Origin of the sequence: Caballeronia sp. LP006 (assembly GCF_031450995.1) — a bacterium.
Classification (GTDB): Bacteria; Pseudomonadota; Gammaproteobacteria; order Burkholderiales; family Burkholderiaceae; genus Caballeronia.
This window is the reverse complement of record NZ_JARTVW010000005.1, coordinates 1,516,220-1,539,705: the sequence shown is the minus strand read 5'-3', so window position 1 is coordinate 1,539,705 and position 23,486 is coordinate 1,516,220. Positions and strand designations below refer to the sequence as shown.

16 protein-coding genes and 1 pseudogene are annotated in these 23,486 nt (G+C 61.7%); 9 read left to right on the top strand and 8 right to left on the bottom strand.

Annotation, left to right across the window (positions count from 1 at the left end):
- Position 1 precedes the first annotated feature (1 nt).
- The gene (locus tag P9250_RS23750) at positions 2-220 is read right to left on the bottom strand and encodes a hypothetical protein (protein ID WP_310395506.1); all 219 of its coding nucleotides are present in this window, start codon (positions 218-220) and stop codon (positions 2-4) included.
- A gap of 263 nt (positions 221-483) precedes the next feature.
- On the opposite strand from P9250_RS23750, the gene P9250_RS23745 reads away from it, so the two are divergent.
- On the top strand, positions 484-1,107 hold the full coding sequence (locus P9250_RS23745) for a hypothetical protein (protein WP_244827607.1): 624 nt from the start codon (positions 484-486) through the stop codon (positions 1,105-1,107).
- An 83-nt stretch (positions 1,108-1,190) separates the two neighbouring features.
- Here the strand turns inward: P9250_RS23745 and P9250_RS23740 are convergent, their stop codons facing one another.
- On the bottom strand, positions 1,191-2,603 hold the full coding sequence (locus P9250_RS23740; RefSeq protein ID WP_310395504.1) for a lactate utilization protein B: 1,413 nt from the start codon (positions 2,601-2,603) through the stop codon (positions 1,191-1,193).
- Between the two features lie 15 nt (positions 2,604-2,618).
- Complete coding sequence (locus P9250_RS23735) at positions 2,619-3,359, bottom strand: (Fe-S)-binding protein (RefSeq protein WP_310395502.1); 741 nt, start codon at positions 3,357-3,359, stop codon at positions 2,619-2,621.
- A 155-nt stretch (positions 3,360-3,514) separates the two neighbouring features.
- Here P9250_RS23735 and P9250_RS23730 point away from each other — a divergent pair, with 155 nt between their 5' ends.
- On the top strand, positions 3,515-4,309 hold the full coding sequence (locus P9250_RS23730; protein ID WP_244827604.1) for an IclR family transcriptional regulator: 795 nt from the start codon (positions 3,515-3,517) through the stop codon (positions 4,307-4,309).
- An 84-nt stretch (positions 4,310-4,393) separates the two neighbouring features.
- On the opposite strand, the gene pbpG is transcribed toward P9250_RS23730, so the two are convergent.
- Positions 4,394-5,590 carry a D-alanyl-D-alanine endopeptidase gene (gene pbpG / locus P9250_RS23725; protein ID WP_244827603.1) on the bottom strand — a complete coding sequence of 399 codons (1,197 nt, stop codon included), beginning with the start codon at positions 5,588-5,590 and terminating at the stop codon, positions 4,394-4,396.
- Between the two features lie 782 nt (positions 5,591-6,372).
- Between pbpG and P9250_RS23720 the strand changes: the two genes are divergently transcribed.
- Positions 6,373-6,948 (top strand): phasin family protein, encoded by a 576-nt coding sequence (locus tag P9250_RS23720; RefSeq protein WP_244827602.1) that lies wholly within the window; start codon positions 6,373-6,375, stop codon positions 6,946-6,948.
- Between the two features lie 186 nt (positions 6,949-7,134).
- Here the strand turns inward: P9250_RS23720 and lpdA are convergent, their stop codons facing one another.
- The 4 genes and pseudogenes from lpdA to aceE form a co-directional block, all read right to left on the bottom strand.
- Positions 7,135-8,877, bottom strand: a complete 1,743-nt coding sequence (lpdA, locus tag P9250_RS23715) for a dihydrolipoyl dehydrogenase (RefSeq protein ID WP_309845202.1) — start codon at positions 8,875-8,877, stop codon at positions 7,135-7,137.
- A 117-nt stretch (positions 8,878-8,994) separates the two neighbouring features.
- A pseudogene (locus P9250_RS23710) lies at positions 8,995-9,219 on the bottom strand (biotin/lipoyl-containing protein); the annotation flags it as partial.
- A gap of 174 nt (positions 9,220-9,393) precedes the next feature.
- On the bottom strand, positions 9,394-11,061 hold the full coding sequence (aceF, locus tag P9250_RS23705; RefSeq protein WP_250464331.1) for a dihydrolipoyllysine-residue acetyltransferase: 1,668 nt from the start codon (positions 11,059-11,061) through the stop codon (positions 9,394-9,396).
- A 79-nt stretch (positions 11,062-11,140) separates the two neighbouring features.
- Positions 11,141-13,837: a pyruvate dehydrogenase (acetyl-transferring), homodimeric type gene (gene aceE / locus P9250_RS23700; protein ID WP_244827599.1), complete on the bottom strand. Its 2,697-nt coding sequence runs from the start codon at positions 13,835-13,837 to the stop codon at positions 11,141-11,143.
- Positions 13,838-14,118: 281 nt separating this feature from the next.
- Here aceE and fixL point away from each other — a divergent pair, with 281 nt between their 5' ends.
- The 6 genes from fixL to P9250_RS23670 all read left to right on the top strand — a co-directional run bounded on the left by fixL (position 14,119) and on the right by P9250_RS23670 (position 23,445).
- Positions 14,119-16,671 (top strand): oxygen sensor histidine kinase FixL, encoded by a 2,553-nt coding sequence (gene fixL / locus P9250_RS23695; RefSeq protein ID WP_244827598.1) that lies wholly within the window; start codon positions 14,119-14,121, stop codon positions 16,669-16,671.
- Entirely contained in the window at positions 16,668-17,309 is a 642-nt protein-coding gene (fixJ, locus tag P9250_RS23690; RefSeq protein WP_244827597.1) for an oxygen response regulator transcription factor FixJ, read from the top strand. Before fixL ends, fixJ begins: the two co-directional genes overlap by 4 nt.
- A 534-nt stretch (positions 17,310-17,843) precedes the next feature.
- Positions 17,844-19,136, top strand: coding sequence for a DUF3300 domain-containing protein (locus P9250_RS23685; RefSeq protein ID WP_310395498.1), 1,293 nt, complete (start codon positions 17,844-17,846; stop codon positions 19,134-19,136).
- Between the two features lie 42 nt (positions 19,137-19,178).
- A complete protein-coding gene (locus tag P9250_RS23680; RefSeq protein WP_409014930.1) occupies positions 19,179-20,084 on the top strand; it encodes a DUF2950 domain-containing protein in 906 nt (301 codons plus the stop codon).
- 218 nt (positions 20,085-20,302) lie between these two features.
- Complete coding sequence (gene folD / locus P9250_RS23675; protein WP_244827596.1) at positions 20,303-21,157, top strand: bifunctional methylenetetrahydrofolate dehydrogenase/methenyltetrahydrofolate cyclohydrolase FolD; 855 nt, start codon at positions 20,303-20,305, stop codon at positions 21,155-21,157.
- A 182-nt stretch (positions 21,158-21,339) separates the two neighbouring features.
- Entirely contained in the window at positions 21,340-23,445 is a 2,106-nt protein-coding gene (locus tag P9250_RS23670) for a M3 family metallopeptidase (RefSeq protein ID WP_250508850.1), read from the top strand.
- Positions 23,446-23,486 lie beyond the last annotated feature (41 nt).

Below are 23,486 nucleotides of genomic sequence, written 5' to 3'. Positions count from 1 at the left end.
TCTATATCGATTCGGGACGTGCCGGCGCGTTAGGTCTTGCGTCGTCGTCATCGACTAAGCCGTAGGAAATCGCGCGCGCCAATTCCGCGCTCACGCTTGCCACGCCCAAACGCCCGTGACGTTCGACGGCTAAGCGGGGCTCGCCCGCGTGCATGCAGAACGTCAGTACAAGCGGCAACAGGATCGCGGCGGGCCAATAGGTCGATATTGTCTTTTTCATGGGATTACCTCTGTTCGTCGTCGCATCAAGCGCATGAATGATGCCCACTAAGCGACTATCGAATTTTACGGAATCGCCGACATCTTAAAAAGACGCTGAAAAGCAAAGCTTCGTTGCGTGGCGGACAACGAAAGGTAGCGAACCCACGGCTTTGAAATTGCAACAAGAACGGGCCAATCGTCATAAAACCTTACAAAGTTCTTGGGGACATCGGAGCACGCCGGGTGTCTTATTGTTATCACTGCAACGAACTAATCAACGACATGAAATCCGCAGTTGCTGGACTTTTGATCGCGTCATCGGCTTTGGTACTAGGCGGCTGCGCGGTTTATCCCGATGGATCATCCTACGGTGGCGGATATCCCGCCGCGGGCTACGCCGATCCCGGCTATGGCTACGACGCGTACGGCGCGCCGGTGGTCGTTCAGCCCGGCGTAGCGGTGGGCGGCGGCTACTACTCCGGTCCTGGCCCCGCTTACTACGGTCCTGGCCCCGGCCGCTATTGGGATGACGGTCCAGGCTGGCGTCGTCCGCCATCGGGCAACTGGAATCGCGGGGACTATCCGCGTGGGCGCCCGCCGCAAGGAAATAATCAACCGCAACAAGCGGGCGGCGGACATCAGCCGGGTGGTGGTCAGCCACCGCAAGCCGGTGGAGGCCGTCCGGTGGGCGGACCGCCGCCTCAACAGGCAGGCGGCGGCGCGCCGTTGCCGCGAGCCGTCGGCGGCGTCCCGCCGGGACGTCCGCAGGCGCCCGCCGCGAATCCTGGCGGAAACGGTGGCGGCAATGGCGGCTACCATCGCGGTGGCGATCAAGGCGGTGGCGCCGGTGGCGGTGGCGGACACGGCGGCAACCAGCGAAGCTCGCTCGGGCCGATCGGCGGATAACGCGTCGATTGCGCGGAGCGCTAAAAAGCCGTGCCGGGTCGAACCGGCGCGGCTTTTTTCACATCGCTTTCATGGAAACACGCTTACCCGAGATGCGTGCCTTTCGCCTTATATAGTTCGCGGAAGGTGCGCCCGACCGGCGCGGGCATATCGCGTGTTTCGGTCCATCCGGCGCCGAATGGCATCCGCGATATCGTCTTTCTCTTTCCGCCCATGACTTCAAGCACGCGCACGGCGAGTTTCGTAAAAAGCGCATAAGCAATTGGCCGAAGCGCGAAGTAACCCCACACGGCGAGCGCCACGCGTTCGGTCCAGGGGCGCAGATGGCGTTCGGTCTGCTTTTCGCGCAGTTTGCGCAGCAGGTCGGACAGCGGAATGCCCACCGGGCACACGCTGTTGCATTCGCCGCATAGCGTTGCGGCTTGCGGCAGATCGAGCGCCTTGTCGATGCCCACATAAGCCGGCGTCAACACCGAACCCATCGGTCCGGGATAAACCCAGCCATACGCATGACCGCCGACCTTTTGATACACCGGGCAGTGATTCATGCACGCGCCACAGCGAATACACCGCAGCATCTCCTGAAACTCGCCGCCGATAAGCCCGGTGCGCCCGCCATCGACGAGCACGAAATACATATGCTCGGGCCCGTCCCGCTCGCCCGTCGCGCGGGGGCCGGTCAGCAATGAGAAGTAATTGGAAATGGTCTGCCCGGTCGCCGAACGCGGCAGCAGACGCATTGCGGTGGCGAGATCTTCGAGCGTCGGCAGAATCTTCTCGATGCCTGTCACCGCGACGTGCACGCGCGGCATCACGGTACACATGCCTTCGTTGCCTTCGTTCGTGACAACTGCCACCGAGCCGGTTTCCGCGATCAAAAAGTTGCCGCCCGTCACTCCCATATCGGCGGACATGAAATGCGGGCGCAGCACTTCGCGCGCCTCGCGGGTCATGTCGGGGATGTCCGTGAGACGCGGCTTGCCGTGCGTCTTCGCGAAGAGATCGGCGATCTGCTCCTTGTCTTTGTGAACCACGGGCGCAATGATGTGGCTCGGCGGCTCGTTGTCGTTGATCTGCAGGATATATTCGCCGAGATCGGTTTCGATGGACTGCACGCCCATTTCGCCGAGCACGCGATTCAGTTGCATCTCTTCCGAGACCATCGACTTGGTCTTGATGACCTTTTTCACGCCATGCGCGCGCGCGATGTCCGCGACGAGCCGCGCGGCATCCTGCGTCGATTCCGCGTAGAGCACGGTCGCGCCACGGCGCGTCGCCTCGCGTTCGAAGGTTTCGAGCCATACATCGAGGTTGTCGAGCGCGCGATTGCGGCGCTCCTTCAGCGCGGCGCGCGTCGCCTCGAAGTCGATATCGAGCACCGCGCTCGCCCGCGCGCTCACGAATTTGGTCGAGAGCTTGGTGAGGTTCTGCTGCAGACGCTCATCGGCGAGTTTGCTGCCGGCGCGCGCCTTGAAGTGCATCGTCTGGACTTGCATGGGCTCGCTCGTTCGTCAGTTGCGGATGGAGTCGGATGCGTCGCCGGCAAGCACTTGCGCGATATGCAGCACACGCGTGCTCGTGTCGCCGGTGCGCCTCAAGCGCCCTTCTATATTCAGCATGCAGCCGAGATCGCCCAGCACGACGGTAGCCGCGCCGCTCGCTTTGATGTTGGCGCACTTTTCATCGACGATGGCCGTCGAAATGTCGCCGTACTTCACCGCGAACGTGCCGCCGAAACCGCAGCAATGTTCGCAGCCCGCCATCTCGGTCACGGGCACGCCCGCTTGTGCGAGCAAATCGCGCGGCTGCGCCTTCACGCCGAGTTCACGCAGGCCCGAGCAGGAATCGTGATAGGTCACGGCGCCTTCGAACACACCGGGCTCCATGCGCGCCTTGGCAACATTCACGAGAAAATCGGTGAGTTCGAAGACGCGCGGTTGCAGGCGCGCGAAGCGATTCATGAGTTGCGGATCGTCGCGGAAGAGATCGCCGTAATGCGCGCGGATCATTCCGCCGCACGAACCCGACGGCACCACCACGTAGTCGAATTGTTCGAATTCCTGCAGTGTCTTTTCGGCGAGATCGCGTGCAAGCCTGCGATCGCCGGAGTTATACGCGGGCTGGCCGCAGCAGGTTTGCGCGGGCGGCACGCTCACCGTAAAACCCGCGCGCTCGATCAGCTTGATGACCGAAAAGCCGATCTCCGGCCGCATCATATCGATGAGGCACGTGACGAATAGTCCGACTTGCATGGTGGAGCGTTTCCTGTTTTATCGCGATTTTCTAAGACGCACGCCGATTATCCGCGAAGCGGCGGTGGTTCGGGCAATCCCAACCGCCGACCGCGTTTTCACATTATGAGATACAATTGCGCATCCGTAGTTTGACGCATCAACCGATTTCCACGATGAGCGATACGAACCCGGAATCCAAAACCTCCATTCAGGTGATCGAACGCATGATGCGTCTGTTGGACGCGCTTGCCGGCCACACCGATCCCGTCAGCCTGAAGGAACTCTCCCAAAGCACCGATCTGCATCCTTCCACGGCGCACCGCATCCTGAACGACATGGTGCTGTGCCGGCTGGTGGACCGCTCCGATCCAGGCACGTATCGGCTCGGCATGCGTCTGCTCGAACTAGGCAATCTGGTCAAGGCGCGCCTTTCGGTGCGCGAGGCCGCGATGCCGCCGATGCGCGAACTGCATCGGCAAACGGGACAGACGGTCAACCTCTCGGTGCGTCAGGGCGACGAAATCGTCTATATCGAGCGGGCTTATTCCGAACGCTCCGGCATGCAGGTCGTTCGCGCGATCGGTGGACGCGCGCCGCTGCATCTGACTTCGGTCGGCAAACTCTTCCTCGCCGCCGACGAAACCACGCGCGTGCGCGCCTACGCCATGCGCACGGGTCTTTCGGGCCACACACAGAACAGCATCACCGATCTGTCGAAGCTGGAACGTGAGCTGTCGTTCGTGCGGCAACAGGCTTGCGCGCGCGATAACGAAGAACTCGAACTGGGCGTGCGCTGTATCGCGGCGGGCATTTACGACGATACCGGGCGGCTCGTCGCGGGCTTGTCGTTGTCGGCGCCGGCCGATCGTCTCCAAGACGCGTGGCTCAAGCAACTCAGTCATACGGCGCTGGAGATCTCGCGCTCGCTGGGTTATCACCCCGAGCCGGTTGCAGCCGCATCGCGCTGAATCTTGCGTTAGACACGCTGCTTCAAAGACAAAAAGCCGGACGGGTCGAGAGACCCATCCGGCTTTCTGCTTATTCAAACGTGCTTAGGGGTTCGTGCCGCTACCCATGTCCGCACTCATGATGCGCGGTTCGCCGAGCGTATCGAGGAACGAACGCAGGCGGCCGGCATCCGCGAAACGCGAATACTTGCCGTAGGAATCGAGCAGCACGATCACGACCGGGCGGCCGTTGACCGTTGCCTGCATCACCAGGCACTCGCCCGCTTCGTTGATGAAGCCGGTCTTCTGCAAACCGATATCCCACGACGCATTACGCACCAGCGCGTTCGTGCTGTTGTAGGCGAGATTGCGCTTGCCGGTGAAGACTTCGTAGCTGCGATCCGTCGAGAACTTGCGGATGAGCGGATATTGATACGCCGCGTTCACCATCTTCACGAGATCGCGTGCGCTCGAAACGTTGAGGCTCGTGAGACCCGTGGAGTTCTCGAAATGCGTGTCGGTCATGCCGAGCGACTTCGCTTTCGCGTTCATTGCCGCGATGAAAGCCGGCCGGCCACCCGGGTAATAGCGCGACAACGCGGCCGCCGCGCGATTTTCCGATGCCATGAGCGCGATATGCAGCATGTCCTCGCGATTGAGCTCCGAGCCGACGGCAAGCCGCGAGCCCGTGAACTTCTCGTAATCGCGATCTTCGTCGGTCACCGTCATTTCGTCGGTGAGCGGCAAGTGCGAGTCGAGCGTGACCATGGCCGTCATCAACTTGGTGATGGACGCGATAGGCACGACCGCGCGCGAATTCTTGTCGAAAAGCGTTTCGGACGTGTTCTGGTCCACCACATAGGCCACGCTCGAACGCAGCGCCAGGCTGTCGGGCGTTTCATGCAGACCGAACGCCGAACCGACCGAGGTGGCACGCGGCTGATACGCCACCGAGTGCACTGCGGCGCGGCGCGAGCGCGGGTCCATGCGGTAATTCACTCGACGCTTGCGGGAAGCCCGGGGTACGTCGTCGTCTTCGGCGGCGACCTTGGCTACGCGGGCGGCACGGCCCGATTTCGCCGATGTCTTCGCCACACGAGCAGGCTTTTCGGCCTTCTCGGCGGAAGCAGTGGACTTCGCGGATTTCTTGACGGATTTGGTTGCGGTGGCGGTTTTTGCGAGGGCTTCAGCCGGAGCCGCTGCAAAGGACGTCGCTACGGCGATGGAAATGGCGATCGACAACGCGGAGCGCAGCGCTACGCCATGAACCACCTTAAACGACGAAAACATTTCGGTTTTCATTAGTGTTCTATTGGGCGGCTGGAGAGTACCGCCAAGTGTAGTGAAGCTACGAAATTTAAGCAATATTAAGCACTTATCGGCACTCGTTAAACCGAGTTGTAAGCCACGATTGCTTATCGTTACACAACGCGCGCTTTGATCGGAAAAAACGATCGCGCTTTGCAGCAGTGCTGCCAACAGTGCGCTTTTATGCGGGACGACAAGCGCACTATCGGCAAAACTTTCTGCAACTTGAGCCAGGAATCGCGGATTCGGGTCTGGAAGACAGCGAAGCGAAAATTCGAAGAAGGCTGCGTGCGGTGGACGGATGCGGCGTCAACACAACAACAACGCAACCGACAGTCGAAATGTTAACGTCTCTTCAACAATTTGGTGTACGGCGTCATCCTAAAAATAGGACTTACTACAGAAACATCTCATCTTTCTTGCCGATGCGAGTCTCCAGCATGCGCATCGACGGGACATGATTCTGTCGTCTTAGCGTGCTTACATAACGCTCCTATCCGGTTAGGAATGTCTCGCAACGCCACGCCCTGCGGCGGTGCATAGGGTTTTCACCAAGCAGCAGCGCATGCGGCTGCGATCTGACTTAAGCCATTGTTTAACAAGATCTTTCGGCCTATTGTGCAATGCACAAAAAGCGCTTGACATCTATCGGAATATCTCTAAAATGGCTTCATGTTGCGACGCACCAATCGCACTTTGCAGTAACCGGCCGCAACGGCGCGCCGGATCTACCAAACCACGACCCGCGTTGATGGGTCGACTATCAGGAGCCTGAGATGACCCTGTTGACCCCCGAGCAAATTGCCGCCGCACAAAAAGCTAACTTCGACACGCTGTTCGGCCTCACGAACAAGGCATTCGAAGGTATCGAAAAGCTGGTCGAACTGAATCTGCAAGTCGTGAAGTCCACCCTGGCCGAAAGCCAGGAGAACACCCAGCGCGCGCTGTCGGTCAAGGACGCACAAGAACTCCTCTCGCTGCAAGCAAGCCTCACGCAGCCGGTCGCCGAGAAGGTTCTGTCGTACGGCCGTCATCTGTATGAAATCGCGTCGTCCACGCAGGCTGAATTCGCTCGCGTTGCTGAAGCTCAGTACGAAGAGCAAAACCGCAAGGTGCAATCGCTCGTCGACAACGTCGCGAAGAACGCACCGGCTGGTTCGGAAACCGCAGTCGCAGTCATGAAGTCGGCCATCACCGCCGCCAACACGACGTACGAAACGGTTCACAAGGCAACGAAGCAAGCTGTCGAAATCGCTGAAAGCAACTTCAACGCAGCCGCCACGGCCGCCACGAAGGCCGCTACGCAAGCGACCGAACAAGCTACGCGCACCGCCAAGAAGACGGTTGCGTAAGTTCGAAGCCGGGTTCGCCCGGTTGACGAAGCAAGAATCACGAAAAACCCGGCCTCGCGCCGGGTTTTTTGTCGTCTGTTGGTTCGGAAAAACGGCTTTCGCTTCACGCATTCGAGCAGGCAGTTCAAAAGCAAAAGCGCGCTTCCTTGAAGAAGCGCGCTTCGCTCGACACCCTCTTGCGGCCGCTTACTTCTTGCGCTGCGGCGGCAAGTCCGTACAGACGCCTTCGTACAACTCCGCCGCCATGCCAATGGATTCGCCCAAGGTCGGATGCGGGTGGATGGTCTTGCCGATGTCCGTGGCATCCGCGCCCATCTCGACCGCGAGACACACTTCGCTGATCAGATCGCCCGCGTTCAATCCGACGATCCCGCCGCCGATCACGCGATGCGTCGCTTCATCGAAAATAAGCTTGGTGAAGCCCTCGTCGCGACCATTGGCGATCGCGCGGCCCGAAGCGGCCCACGGGAACACCGCCTTGCCGTACTTGATGCCTTCGGCCTTGCACTGGTCTTCGGTCTTGCCGGCCCACGCCACTTCCGGATCGGTATAAGCCACCGACGGAATTTGCAGCGCATCGAAGTACGCCTTCTCGCCGTGCGCCGCTTCCGCCGCGACATGGCCTTCGTGCACAGCCTTGTGCGCGAGCATCGGCTGGCCAACGAGATCGCCGATCGCGAAAATATGCTCGACGTTCGTGCGCAGTTGCTTGTCGACGTTGATGAAGCCGCGATCCGTCACCGCGACGCCCGCCTTGTCCGCGCCGATCTTCCCGCCGTTAGGACTGCGGCCCACGGCCAGCAACACGAGGTCGTAACGCTGCGCTTCGGTCGGCGCCTTGTCGCCCTCGAACGTCACGTAAATGCCGTCGTCCTTGGCTTCCGCCTTGGTCGTCTTGGTCTTCAGCATGACGTTGGCGAAGCGCTTCGCGTTGTACTTCTCCCAGACCTTCACGAGATCGCGGTCGGCGCCCATCATCAGACCGTCGAGCATTTCGACGACATCGATTTCGGAGCCGAGTGACGCATAAACCGTCGCCATTTCCAGCCCGATGATTCCGCCGCCCACCACCAGCATGCGCTTCGGAATCTGACGCAGTTCGAGCGCGCCGGTCGAGTCGACCACGCGCGGATCGTCCGGGAAGAACGGCAACTTCACCGCCTGCGAACCCGCCGCGATGATCGCCTTCTTGAATTTGACGACCTTCTTGCCGCCGTCGCCCTGCACTTCCATGTGGTTCGGATCGACGAACGTACCGACGCCCGTCACCACCTGTACCTTGCGCGCCTTCGCCATGCCCGCGAGACCGCCGGTCAGCTTCTTGACGACGCCTTCCTTGAAGCCGCGCAGCTTGTCCAGATCGATGCTCGGCTTGCCGAACGTGATGCCGTGCGATTCGAGATGCTTGGCTTCGTCGAGCACGAGCGCCGTATGCAGCAGCGCCTTCGACGGAATGCAGCCGACGTTCAGACACACGCCGCCCAGGGTCGCATAGCGTTCGACAAGCACGGTGCTCATGCCGAGATCCGCTGCGCGGAACGCCGCCGAATAGCCGCCGGGGCCTGCGCCGAGCACGAGCATGTCGCACTCGACATCCGCGCTGCCCGAATAACTGCCTGCCTTCGGCGCGGGCGCGGCGCTCGCCTTTTCGGCGGGCTGCGGTTGCGCGGCCGTCGGCTTGGTCGGCACTTCGCTCACGCCTCCGCCCTGACCTTCGAGCGTCAGAATCACGCTGCCTTCGGAGACGTTGTCGCCCAGCTTCACCTTCAGTTCTTTCACGGTGCCCGCGGCGGGCGAAGGCACATCCATGGTCGCCTTGTCGGATTCGAGCGTGACGAGCGATTGCTCCTTCTCGACCGTATCGCCCGGCTTCACATGGATCTCGATGACCGGAATGTCCTTGAAGTCGCCGATATCCGGCACCTTCACGTCCTGTGCGCCGCCGCCCGACGCCGCGGGCGCGGGTGCAGCCGGCTTTGCGGACGACGCTTCCTTCGGCGCTTCGGCCTTCGGTTCCGCAGCGGCGCTCGCGCCTTCGGTTTCGATCATCGCGATGACCGAGCCTTGCGAGACTTTGTCGCCCTGTTTGACCTTCACTTCCTTGATCGTGCCTGCCTGGTCGGCGGGCACTTCCATGGTGGCCTTATCGGTTTCGAGCGTGATGACGCCCTGTTCCTTTTCGATGGCGTCGCCGGGCTTGATATTGACTTCGATGACATCGACATCGGAGAAGTCGCCGATGTCGGGTACTTTTAGTTCGACGAGACTCATATTTGTCCCCTATGTCGACCAGAGCCGGTGCCTGAAGCGCCTGACCCGGGTCCCATGCAAGATGATGGCGAAGAAGAGCGGTTGGAGCAGGCGCGCGCACCGAAGCACGCGCCGGTCCCAGCGTCTCACGTGTCTTGCCCGCACAATCGAGCGAGGAAGACACGCGCCACTTTTTTAGAGAATCACCCGGCGGAAGTCCGCCAGAATGCCCGCGAGATAGGCGTTGAAGCGCGCCGCCTCCGCACCGTCGACGACGCGGTGGTCATACGACAGCGACAGCGGCAACGTGAGGCGCGGCACGAACTGCTTGCCGTCCCACACCGGCTTCATCGCGCCACGCGACAGACCCAGGATGGCCACCTCCGGCGCGTTGATGATCGGCGTGAAGTTCGTGCCACCGATGCCGCCCAGCGAAGAAATCGAGAAGCAGCCGCCTTGCATCTGGTCCGGCTTCAGCTTGCCTTCGCGCGCGAGCTTCGAGAGATCCGTCATCTCCTTCGCGATATCCATCAAGCCCTTCTTGTCGGCGTCGCGGATCACCGGGACGACGAGGCCGTTCGGTGTATCGGCTGCGAAGCCAACGTGGAAATACTTCTTGAAGACGAGGTTGTCGCCATCGAGACTCGCGTTGAAGGTCGGGAATTTCTTCAGCGCGGAAACCACTGCCTTGATGACGAAAGCCAGCATCGTGATCTTGATGCCCGACTTCTCGTTTTCCTTGTTCAGCTTCACGCGCAGCGCTTCGAGCTCGGTGATGTCCGCTTCGTCGTTGTTCGTGACGTGCGGGATCATCACCCAGTTGCGATGCAGGTTCGCACCCGAGATCTTCTTGATGCGCGACAGCGGCTTTGGATCGACAGGACCGAACTTCGTGAAGTCGATCTTCGGCCACGGCAGCAAGTTGAGGTCGCCACCGCCGCCAGCCGGCGCGGCGACCGCGGCGGGCGCTGCGCCCTGACCCGACATGACGCCCTTCACGAACGCGGTGATGTCGCCTTGCGTGATGCGGCCTTTCGGACCGGAACCGCGCACACGCGTGACATCGACGCCGAGTTCGCGCGCGAACTTGCGCACCGAAGGCGACGCGTGGCTCGACGTGCGTGTGCCATCGCCTGCGGGAATAGCGGGCGCCTGCGCGAGCGCGGACGGCTGGGCGGGCGCGGGCGCGGGTTTGGCGGGCGCATCGGGCGGCGCTTCGACCGGCTTCGGCGCTTCCTGCTTCGGCGCCTCCTGCTTGGGCGCGGAAGCGGCCGGGCTGCTTTCGCCGCCTTCGAGAATCAGAATCAGCGTGCCTTCTGACACCGTATCGCCGAGCTTGACCTTCAATTCTTTGACGGTGCCAGCGGCAGGCGAAGGCACATCCATGGTCGCCTTGTCGGATTCGAGCGTGACGAGCGACTGTTCCTTCTCCACCTTGTCGCCAACCTTCACGCCGATTTCGATGACCGGGATATCCGTGAAGTCGCCGATATCCGGCACCTTCACTTCCACCGATCCGCCGCCGCTCGAAGCCTGAGCGGCTTGCGCGGGTTGCGACTGCGTGGTCGTGCCGGCCGGCGCTTCCTGCTTGGCGGGCGCGTCGGTTTTGGCGGGCGCGGAAGCGCCGCTTTCCAATACGACGATCAACGTGCCTTCCGACACGTTATCGCCCACTTTGACTTTTACTTCCTTGACCGTGCCCGCGGAGGAGCTCGGTACATCCATGGTGGCCTTGTCGGATTCCAGCGTGACGAGGGACTGTTCCTGTTCAACGACATCGCCCACCTTGACCAGAACCTCGATCACGGGAATGTCCTTGAAATCGCCGATGTCCGGCACTTTGACTTCGATCGCTTGACTCATTATTAGTGTCTCCTGTGTTGCATGCGGCGCGCCCCCGCTTCGGGAGCGCGCCGCATCACAACGCACGGGGGCGATGCCTTTAGACGGTCATCGGGTTGGGTTTAGCCGGGTCGAGGTTGTACTTCTTGATCGCCTCAGCGACGACCTTGCGCTCGATCGTGCCTTCGTCGGCGAGCGCGTTGAGCGCGGCCAGCGTGACCCAGTAGCGGTCGACTTCGAAGAAGTGGCGCAGTGCTTCGCGCGTGTCCGAGCGGCCGTAGCCGTCGGTGCCGAGCACCACGAACTTGTTCGGGACATAGGCGCGAATCTGGTCGACGAGCGCGCGGATGTAATCCGTCGACGCGATCACCGGACCTTGCGCGCCCTTGAGCAGCTTGGTGACATGCGGCACTTGCTTTTCGTCGGCCGGATGCAGCAGGTTCCAGCGGTCGATTGCCTGGCCTTCGCGAGCCAGTTCCGTGAAGCTCGGCACGCTCCACAGGTCGGCGGCCACGCCCCAGTCGTTCTTGAGCAAGTCGGCGGCGGCGATCACTTCGTTGAAGATCGTGCCCGCGCCCATCAACTGGACGCGCGGACCCTTTGCCGCGCCTTCGGCCTTCCTGAACGCGTACATGCCCTTGATGATGTCCGCGGCAACCGATTCACCTTGCGGAATCGCCGGATGCTCGTAATTCTCGTTCATCACGGTGATGTAGTAATACACATCTTCCTGGTCGGCGACCATGCGGCGCAGGCCGTCCTGCATGATGACCGCGAGTTCGTAACCGAAGGTCGGGTCGTAGCTCACACAGTTCGGGATCGATGCTGCCCACAGAAGCGAGTGGCCGTCTTCGTGCTGCAGGCCTTCGCCGTTGAGCGTCGTGCGCCCAGCGGTGCCGCCCAGCAAGAAGCCGCGCGAACGCATGTCGCCCGCCGCCCAGGCCAGGTCGCCGATGCGCTGGAAGCCGAACATCGAGTAGAAGATGTAGAACGGGATCATGATCTCGCCGTGCGTCGAATACGACGTCGCGGCCGCGATCCAGTCACACATGCCACCGGCTTCGTTGATGCCTTCCTGCAGAATCTGCCCGGTTTCCGATTCCTTGTAGAACATCAGCTGGTCGGAGTCTTCGGGAATGTACTTCTGGCCGTCCTGATTCCAGATGCCGATCTGGCGGAAGAGGCCTTCCATGCCGAAAGTACGCGACTCGTCCGGCACGATCGGCACGATACGCTTGCCGATGGCCTTGTCCTTCAAGAGGATGTTGAGCACCCGCACGAACGCCATCGTCGTGGAGATTTCGCGGCCTTCGCCCGTGCCCTTGAGCAGCGGCTCGAATGCCGACAGTTCCGGCACCGGCAGCGACTCCGCCTTCTCGCGGCGCGACGGCAGATAGCCACCCAGTTCCTGACGGCGGGCGCGCATGTATTCCAGTTCCTTCGAGCCTTCCTCGAAGGTGAGATACGGCACGTCGGCGATCTGTTCGTCGGTCAACGGCAGACGGAACTGGTCGCGGAATTTCTTCAGCGTGTCGATCGGCAGCTTTTTCTGCTGGTGCGTGATGTTCATGGCCTGGCCGTGTTCGCCCATGCCATAACCCTTGATGGTCTTGGCGAGGATCACGGTAGGCGAGCCCTTCGACTTCTGCGCCTGATCGTAAGCCGCGTAGATCTTGTGCGGATCGTGGCCGCCGCGGTTCAGGTTCCAGATGTCTTCATCGGACCAGTCGGCCACCAGCGCCTTCAGTTCCGGCGTGTTGAAGAAGTGTTCGCGCACGAACGCGCCCGATTCCGACTTGTAGGTCTGGTACTCGCCGTCGACCACTTCCATCATGCGGCGCATGAGCGCGCCGGTCTTGTCGCGTGCGAAGAGCGCGTCCCAGCGGCTGCCCCAGATCACCTTGACGACGTTCCAGCCAGCGCCACGGAATTCGCTTTCGAGTTCCTGGATGATCTTGCCGTTGCCGCGCACCGGACCGTCCAGACGCTGCAAGTTGCAGTTGATGACGAACACGAGGTTGTCCAGACGCTCGCGCCCGGCCATGCCGATTGCGCCGAGCGATTCCGGCTCATCCGTTTCGCCGTCGCCGAGGAACGCCCAGACTTTGCGGCCCTGCGTCTTCACGATACCGCGCGCTTCCATGTACTTCATGAAACGCGCCTGATAGATGGCCATGATCGGGCCGAGGCCCATGGACACCGTCGGGAATTGCCAGAAATCCGGCATCAGCCACGGATGCGGATACGAGGAGATTCCCTCGCCGCCCACTTCCTGACGGAAGTTGTTGAGCTGCGCCTCGGTCAGACGGCCGAGCAGGAACGCGCGCGAGTAGACGCCCGGCGACGAGTGACCCTGCACGAACACGAGATCGCCGCCATGTTCCTTCGACGGTGCGTGCCAGAAGTGATTGAAGCCGACGTCGTAGAGCGTCGCCGCCGAAGCAAACGAAGCGATGTGACCGCCGACATTGGTGTCCTTGCCCGCGCGCAACACCATGGCGATGGCGTTCCAGCGCGTGTACGAACGAATGCGGTGCTCGATGTCCTGGTCGCCCGGGATCTTGGCCTGGCCGGCGACGGGAATCGTATTGATATAGGGCGTATTCGCCGAAAACGGCAGATGCTCGCCATGCACACGGGCGAATTCGATCTGCTTTTCGATCAGGTAGTGCGCGCGATCAGGACCGACTGCCGAAATGACGCCGTCGAGTGCGTCGAGCCACTCGGCGGTTTCCTGAGGATCGTCGTCTTTGGCATTGGCGACATATTTGAGAACTTCGTCGGGTACAGCGGACATGCTCGTCTCCTGATGTGAGGATCGCTCTAAGAACCGCCGACAGTCGCCCGCCGAAAACCGGGCACTGGCCGCGTGCCGGCAATTCTAAATAGGGTCCAGACTTTGTAGCAAGGAATTTTTCGAATCATGAGAGATGATCTCATAATGCGGAAAATTGCTGCAATGCACCGTCCGATAAGGCTTTTTTAATCAGACTTTTCTCCTCCTTTTCCCGCAATTGAGCCGTCTCTAGCACCTTTTTACGCTAATTAACAATCAGACGCTGCGTTACAATCGCTTCCATGTTGACCGATCGGCTTCTCGCACGCTCGGCGCGGGTCGCGCGCAAGCCGACCGACTCGTCGCCCACCCGTTGGCACCACGGACCGTGGTGGTCGAACTCCTATTTACTCACGCCGCTCATCTCGATCCTCGTTTTTCTGGTCGTCATGAGCCTGATTCTCTGGAGTCTCAACCGCCGCGAGCAGCAGCAGCAGGAAGACACGCTATATCGGAACGTCGCCTGGGCCCAGCAACAGATTCGTCTTTCGATGACGGGTGCGCAAGAGCAGATCCAGGCGTTATCGCGAGACATCGCAAGCGGTCATGGCGACCCTCAGACATTCCAGACGTCTTCCACCGACATCATGCAGGGGCATCCCGAGATCCTCTACATGAACTGGTACACGAGCCAGCACAAACCGCGCTGGCCTAATACGCCGCTGCCGGTACTCGGGTCGCGGCTCGCCAAACCCAACGACACGCAGATGGACGAAGCGGTGCAGGCCGCCTTCGAGGAAGCGCGCACGACGCGTCGCCAGGTTTATTCGCCCTTACTCTACGACGACCTCGGCAACGGCTACATCACCTTGCAAACGCCGGTGTTTCGCGACCGCGAATTCCTCGGGTCCATCGCGGCGGTGTTTTCCATCGAAGGCATTCTGAAGCACGACATTCCGAGCGAGCTGTCGGCGAAGTACAAGATCTCCATCACCGATCTGAACAATCGCGAACTCGCGACGACATCGAGCCGTCCACGCCTGCCGCGCGACATGTTCTACGATCTGCCGCTCGATCCGCCCGGCCAGGGGTTGTCGGTGCGCGTGTATTCGTATCCGCAGCTCACGAACTTCACGAACAACACGCTGGTGTGGCTCGTCGCCGGCCTGTCGTGCTTCGTGCTCTGGAGCTTGTGGAGTCTCTGGAAGCACACGCGTCAGCGCTTCGAGGCGCAACAGGCGCTTTACGCCGAAGCGTTCTTCCGCCGCGCGATGGAAAACTCCGTCTTGATCGGCATGCGCGTGCTCGACATGCACGGCCGCATCACGCACGTGAATCCCGCGTTCTGCCGCATGACGGGCTGGGACGAAAGCGATCTCGTCGGCAAGAACGCGCCGTTTCCATACTGGCCGCGCGATGCCTATCCCGAGATGCAGCGCCAACTCGACATGACGCTGCGCGGCAAGGCGCCCTCTTCCGGTTTCGAGTTGCGCGTGCGCCGTAAGGACGGTTCGTTCTTCCACGCGCGTCTTTACGTGTCGCCGTTGATCGACAGTTCGGGCCGCCAGACCGGCTGGATGTCGTCGATGACGGACATCACCGAACCCAAGCGCGCGCGCGAAGAGCTCGCCGCCGCCCACGAACGCTTCACCACGGTGCTCGAAAGTCTCGATGCCGCCGTCTCCGTTCTCGCCGCCGACGAAGCCGAACTGCTGTTCGCGAACCGCTATTACCGGCATCTCTTCGGCATTCGTCCGGACGGGCACTTGCAGCTTGCGGGCGCCGGTTTCGATGGCGCTTCGGGTTCGTCGGAGCTGAGTTCGTCGGACACCATCGACATGGTCGATACCTACGCCGGACTGCCCGCCACCGCGCTGACCGAAAGCTCGGCCGACGCGCAGGAAGTCTATGTGGAAGGCATCCAGAAGTGGTTCGAAGTGCGCCGCCAGTACATTCAGTGGGTGGACGGCCATCTCGCGCAGATGCAGATCGCGACCGACATCACGCAGCGCAAGCAGGCGCAGGAACTCGCGCATCAGCAGGAAGAGAAGCTGCAGTTCACGAGCCGTTTGATGACGATGGGTGAAATGGCGTCGTCGCTCGCGCATGAGCTGAATCAGCCGCTCGCGGCCATCAACAACTATTGTTCGGGCTGCGTCGCCTTGGTGAAATCCGGGCGCATGACACAGGAATCGCTCTTGCCCGCGCTCGAAAAAACCGCGCAGCAGGCGGTGCGAGCAGGCATGATCATCAAGCGCATTCGCGAGTTCGTGAAGCGCAGCGAGCCGAAGCGGCAGGCGACGCGCGTGGCCGATATCGTCGCGGATGCAGTCGGTCTCGCCGAAATCGAGGCGCGCAAACGCAAGATTCGCATCGTCACGGAAATCCGCTCGCGCATGCCCGTGATCTACGTCGATCCCGTGCTGATCGAACAAGTGCTCGTGAATCTGTTGAAAAACGCAGCCGAAGCAATGCATGATGCAAAACCGAATGCCGTCGATCCCGTCATCCGCGTGATCGTGCAGCGGCTCGACGGCGGCGTGGTGTGCATCAGCGTGGTCGATCAGGGCCCGGGTGTGGATGAAGCCACCGCCGAGCGTCTCTTCGAACCGTTTTACAGCACCAAGTCCGATGGCATGGGCATGGGGCTGAACATTTGCCGTTCGATCATCGAATCGCATCGCGGCCGCCTTTGGGTCGTGAACAATGTCGAATCGGACGGACACGTGACCGGCGCGACTTTCCATTGCAGCCTGCCGATCGGCGAAGTGGATGGGTCGGGCACGGACTCGGGCGGCAACGCCGGGTCGCAAAGCGAACATACGAGACAACAAACAGTTACGGGAGAACTATGAGCAGTCCAGTCACCACTCAGGAAACCGTCTTTGTCGTGGACGATGACGAAGCCGTGCGTGATTCGTTGCGCTGGCTGCTCGAGGCGAACGGGTATCGCGTGCAGTGTTTTTCGAGCGCGGAATCGTTCCTCGACGTCTATCTGCCGATCGCGCATTCGGGCGCCATTTCGTGCCTGATTCTCGATGTGCGCATGGCCGGCATGACCGGCCTCGAGTTGCAGGAAAAGCTGATCGCCGAGAATTCGCTTCTGCCGATCATCTTCGTGACCGGTCACGGCGATGTGCCGATGGCCGTCTCGACGATGAAGAAAGGCGCGATGGATTTCATCGAAAAACCTTTCGACGAAGCCGAACTGCGCAAGCTCGTCGAGCGCATGCTCGAAAAAGCGCGCAACGAAAGCAGCAGCGTGCAGCAGCAACGCGCGGCCGCCGAGCGGCTCGGCAAGCTCACGGCGCGCGAGCATCAGGTGCTGGAGCGGATCATCGCCGGGCGGCTGAATAAGCAGATCGCCGACGATCTCGGCATCAGCATCAAGACGGTGGAAGCGCATCGCGCGAACATCATGGAGAAGCTGTCCGTGAATACCGTTGCCGACCTTCTGCGTCTCGCGCTTTCAAACAAGCCGCAGCAGCAATAACCGTAGTTCACTGCCTAAAGGCAATCTTTATCCATACGGCCGGCATTCGATGCTGGCCGTATGCGTATTTGCGCTTCCAATTCACGCGCCCTTCTCTCGGCATTCCTTCGTTGTCCGCGCATGCAAAACGTGATATTTCGTGGATCACGTTGACACATTACAAGGGCGGCCCGTAACTTGACCGCACCCTCCTTACGGGAACGAGGTCATGCACGACAACGCATTCGTCGCCTTTTCAAACGGTGCTTCGGCACGCGGGCAAACGTTTGAATTGAGTGCTGCCAAAAGCAGCGTGATTGCCTCGGTGCTTGCTTCGCATCATTGCCTTTCATCGGCTTCGCTCTTAGTCTTCGTACCGCCAATCTATCCCGCTGGTTCACGCTCATCTCTCGCGCTCATGTCGCATCATGCGGCGGCGTGTGCGCGTCTGTCGGGCGCCAAGGTCGCGCCCGAAGCATCGAATACCGTGCAACGGAGGAACTGAAATTGACCGCTCATCGCACCCATTTGACCCGGCCCGCGCGGCAAGCCCGCATGCTCGCGTTGTCCGCGGCGCTTGCCGCCATGCCGCTCGCCGCGCTGCATTGCTCGTCCGTGCTTGCGCAGACTCAAGGCGCGGCCAGTACGGCACCCAAGCTCGGCAATCAGCAACTCGACGCGCTCACCGCGCCCGTCGCGCTTTATCCAGATGCGCTGCTCGCGCAAGTGCTGATGGCGTCGACGTACCCGCAAGAGGTCACCGAGGCCGCGCAATGGTCGAAGACCAACTCGAACATCAAGGGCGACGATGCCGTCAAGGCCGTGCAGTCCGAGCCGTGGGACCCGAGCGTGCAATCGCTCGTTGCTTTCCCGCAGGCGCTCGCGACGATGGCATCCAAGCCCGACTGGATGACGCAACTTGGCAACGCGTTCATTGCGCAGCCGAGCGACGTGATGGACTCCGTGCAGCGCTTGCGCCGCGCCGCGCAGACAGCGGGCAATCTCAAGAGCACGGAGCAGCAGAAGATCGTGGTCGAGCAGCAGACTATCCAGATTCAGCCTGCCAATCCGCAAGTGGTCTACGTGCCGACCTACAACCCGACGGTCGTATACGGCGCGTGGCCGTATCCCGCGTATCCGCCGGTGTACGTGCCGCCGCCGCCCGGCTATGCGATCGCCACTGGATTCGCGACGGGGCTCGCGTTCGGCGCGGGCATCGCGGTTGCGAATTCGTTGTGGGGCAATTGCGACTGGAACCACGGCAATGTGAACGTGAACGTCAATCGGTACAACAACATCAACGTGAACAATCGCCTGAACGCGAACAGCAATAACGTGAACTGGAACCGCAACGACCCGCAGTTCAACCGGAACAACGTCGCGAACCGGCAAAACAACTTCAACAATCAGAATCTCGGCGCGGCCAACCGCGATCAGTATCGCGGCCGTAACGACGCCCGCGCGCAGGCCGCACAGACGCTGCAGCAGCGCACTGGCCAGAACCTCAACCAGAATGCGAGTCAGCGCGTGCAGAACATTCGGCAAGGCGGCGGTCAGAACGCGCTCGACAACAACGGCGTGCGGCAGCGTGCGCAGAGCGTGAATCGCGATAACGCGCTGCGCGGCGCGGGCGACGGCAACACGGCCCGGCAGGACGCTCAGCGCGGGCAAGCGAGCAGGCAGTCGTTCGCGAATCAGCAGAATCGCGTGGGCGGCAACGGCGGCGGCGTGCAGCGCCCAGGTCTTGGTGCGGGCGGCGGCGGCGTGCAGCGCGAAGGCGGCTTCGGCGGCGGAGGTTTTCACGGCGGTGGCGGACTTGGCGGTGGCGGAGGTTTTCATCGCCGTTGATCGTGTCGCGCCCCATGTCCCCATCCGCTACAGGAGCCTGAGATGACGTTTAACCAAGCACTCGCACTTTCACGCGCCTTCTGCGCCGCACTCGCTTTCATGTCGTTGTCGATGCCCATGCTCGCGCACGCGCAGGCCGTTTATCCGTCGCCAGAAGCCGCCGCGGAGGCACTCACCGATGCCATCGCCTCCAACGACGAAATCGCGCTTTCCAAGGTGCTCGGCAAGGACCACGCGCAGTATGTGCCGACCGACAGCATCGGCGAGCAGGATATCTATCAGTACCTTGGCTCGTGGGCCAAGGGGCATCGCATCGTCGAAGATGCCAAGCCGCTCGGCGGCCGTCGCAGCGCGCACGTGGAAGTGGGCGACAGCGGCTGGACGCTGCCGATCCCGCTCGTGAAGGCGGCCCAGGGCTGGCGCTTCGACATGCCCGCCGCGCGCGATGAAGTGCTGACGCGGCGCATTGGCCGCAACGAGCGTTCGGTGATCCAGGTCGCGCTCGCTTTCGTCGATGCTCAAAACGACTTTCGGAAGCTCACGAACCACTACGCGCTGCGCTTTCTGAGCACGCACGGCACGCACGACGGCCTTTACTGGGACGCCGCGCCCGGTGAACCCGAAAGCCCGCTCGGCCCGCTCGCCGCCACCATGCCCGACAAGACCGACACGGCCGATGCCTACTACGGTTACCACTACCGCATTCTCACGGCGCAGGGGCCGCATGCGAAAGGCGGCGCGATGAACTACCTGCAGGACGGAAACCTGAGCCGGGGTTTCGCCATGATCGCGTGGCCGGCAAAGTATGGGCAGACGGGCGTGATGTCGTTCATCGTCAATCAGGACGGGCAGGTGTACGAGAAGAATCTGGGCGCAGCGACGCCGCGCACGGCGGCGGCGATCAAGTCGTTCGATCCGGATTCGTCGTGGCAGCCGGTCGCGCAGTGAGAAGGCCGGCCTGAACGATGCGCGCGTCGCCGATTCGGAGCGGCGACGCGCACCGCCCAGAACGCCACGAAGCCCTCGGCGGTATAATTTCGCCCTTCCCCAGGGTGCGAAGACACCCGGCGATGCCCGCGAACAAACGCGGCATCATCGCGCCGGGCGCTGCGAGTCCGACGCCCGGACATCTCTCTCGCCCATCCTCGATCCGAATCCGATTCGCCATGACCGCCCAACTCATCGACGGCAACGCCCTCTCCAAGACTCTTCGCGCCGATGTCGCCCGGCGCGCCGCCGCCCTCACCGCTCGCGGCCACAAGCCCGGCCTCGCGGTCGTGCTGGTGGGCGACAATCCGGCAAGCGAGGTCTACGTGCGCAACAAGGTCAAGGCGTGCCACGACAACGGCCTGCATTCGGTGTTCGACCGCTTTCCCGCGACGCTCGCCGAGAACGAATTGCTCGCGCACATCGACAAGCTGAACGCCGATCCCGCGATCCACGGCATTCTCGTGCAATTGCCGCTGCCCGCGCATATCGACAGCCATAAGGTGATCGAAGCGATCGCGCCGCAAAAGGACGTCGACGGCTTCCACGTCGCCAACGCGGGCGCGCTCCTGACGGGCAAGCCGCTCTTTCGCCCGTGCACGCCCTATGGCGTGATGAAGATGTTCGAGGCGCACGGCATCGACCTAAAGGGCGCGAACGCGGTGGTGATCGGCCGCTCGAATATCGTCGGCAAGCCCATGGCGCTCCTGCTCCTCGAAGCGGGCGCAACCGTCACCATCTGCCACAGCAAGACGCGCGATATCGCCAGCTTCACGCGCAACGCCGATGTCGTCGTGGCCGCCACGGGCCGCCGCAATATCCTGACCGCCGACATGGTAAAGCCGGGCGCGACGGTGATCGACGTCGGCATGAATCGCGACGATGCCGGCAAGCTCTGCGGCGACGTGGATTTCGCGAACGTGAAGGAAGTGGCCGGCTTCATCACGCCGGTGCCGGGCGGCGTCGGACCGATGACCATCACCATGTTGCTCGTCAACACCGTCGAAGCGGCCGAACGCGCGGCGCTCGACTGAGCGGTCAAGCGACCGGAGCTGGCACGAAAAGAATTTCATCCATTAATCGGCCCCTTAAAAACAAACCATTGGATTTTGCCCACGCCGCCCTTAAATAATGCTCGAATAGAGCAAACGAACGAAGGTTTGGGCGCCTCGCGCCCGCACCCGAATCAGCATGTATTAGCAAGTAAGGGAGAGTCATGAGCGATACCATCCAAGCCACCACGAACGCCGCAGCCAATCCGCTGCTCGATTTTTCCGACCTGCCGCGTTTTGGGGACATCAAGCCCGAACATGTGACGCCCGCGCTCGACGTGCTGCTCGCCGCCGCGAAAGGCGCCGTCGATCGCGCGAGCGCGCCCGAGACGCCCGCCACCTGGACGGATATCGTGGAGGCAGTTGAACTCGAATCGGAAAAGCTGTCGCGCGCGTGGGGTGTCGTCGGCCATCTGAACGCGGTGGCGGACACGCCCGAACTGCGTGCCGCTCACGCCGCGAATCTGCCGCGCGTGACCGAGTTCTCGGCGAGCGTCGGTCAGAATCTCGCCCTCTACGAAAAGTACAAGGCGATTGCGGCCGGCCCCGACTTCGAGAGCCTTTCCCCCGAACGCAAGAAGATTCTCGAGAACTCGCTGCGCGACTTCCGTCTGTCCGGCGCGGAGCTTTCCGAGGACCGCAAGCCGCGCTTCGCCCAGTTGCAGGAAGAACAGGCCGCGCTCTCGAAGGCGTTTTCGGATCACGTGCTCGATTCGACCAACGCGTATGCCTATTACGTCACGCAGCAAAGCGAACTTGCAGGCCTGCCCGACGACGTGATCGAAGCGGCACACGAAGCCGCCCAGCGCGAAGGCAAGGAAGGCTGGAAGTTCACGCTGCACTTCCCGTCGTATTTCCCGGTGCTGCAGTATTCGGAGCATCGGCCGATGCGTGAGGCGATGTATCGCGCGTATGTCACGCGTGCGTCGGAACTCGGCGAGACCTACGGCAAGGGCCGGGCCGAGTGGGACAACACGCAGAACATCGTGGAGAACCTGGCGCTGCGTCTCGAAGAAGCGCGCACGCTTGGCTACCAGAACTTCGCGGAAGTGTCGCTTGCACCGAAGATGGCCGAGTCGCCCGCGCAAGTGATCGCGTTCCTGGAAGACCTCGCAAAGCGCGCGCGTCCCTATGCCGAAAACGACTGGATGGAACTGCGCGCGTTCGCCGCCACCGAACTCGGCATGCCCGAACTGCAACCGTGGGACATCGCGTTCGCGGCGGAGCGTCTGCGTCAGAAGCGCTATTCGTTCTCCGAGAACGAAGTGAAGCAGTACTTTCCGCAGGAAGCCGTGCTCAAGGGGTTGTTCAAGGTCACCGAAACGCTTTTCAACGTCTCGATCCGCCGTGACGAAGCCGCCGTCTGGAACAAGGACGTGCGCTTCTTCCGTGTGGAAAACCAGGACGGCACGCTCGTCGCGCAGTTCTACCTCGACCTGTACGCGCGCGAAGGCAAGCGCGGCGGCGCATGGATGGACGACGCCCGCTCACGCCACAAGCGCGCGCAAGGCGGCGTGCAGACGCCGGTCGCCTATCTCACCTGCAACTTTTCGGCGCCCGTCGGCAACAAGCCTGCGTGCTTCACCCACGACGAAGTCATCACGCTGTTCCATGAATTCGGCCACGGTCTGCATCACATGCTGACGCGTATCGAGGAAATGGGCGTGTCGGGCATTAACGGCGTCGAGTGGGATGCGGTCGAATTGCCGTCGCAATTCATGGAGAACTTTTGTTGGGAGTGGGACGTGCTGACCGACATGTCGTCGCACGTCGAAACGGGCGCACCGCTGCCGCGCGAACTCTTCGACAAGATGCTGGCGGCCAAGAATTTCCAGAGCGGTCTCGGCACCTTGCGGCAGATCGTGTTCTCCATGTTCGATCTCGTCCTGCACACGTCTTACGATCCGGCGGACAGCACGCAGAACGTCAACGACCTGGCGCGCGAGATCAACGAGAAGTTCCACGTGATTCCGCAAACCTCGTTTTCGCGCTGGCCGAACACGTTCAGCCATATCTTCGCGGGCGGTTATGCGGCCGGCTACTACAGCTACAAGTGGGCCGAAGTGCTTTCCGCCGATGCCTACGCCGCGTTCGAGGAAGCCGCGAAGCTCGCGAACGGTTCGGTGCTGGATGCACAGACGGGAACGCGGTATCGCCGGGAGATTCTCGAAGTCGGCGGCAGCCGTCCCGCGATGGATTCGTTCAAGGCGTTTCGCGGACGCGAGCCGAACATCGACGCGCTGTTGAGGCATAACGGCATGGCGGGATAAATCGAAAAGGGGGCTTCGGCCCCCTTCGTTTTTATCCGCGT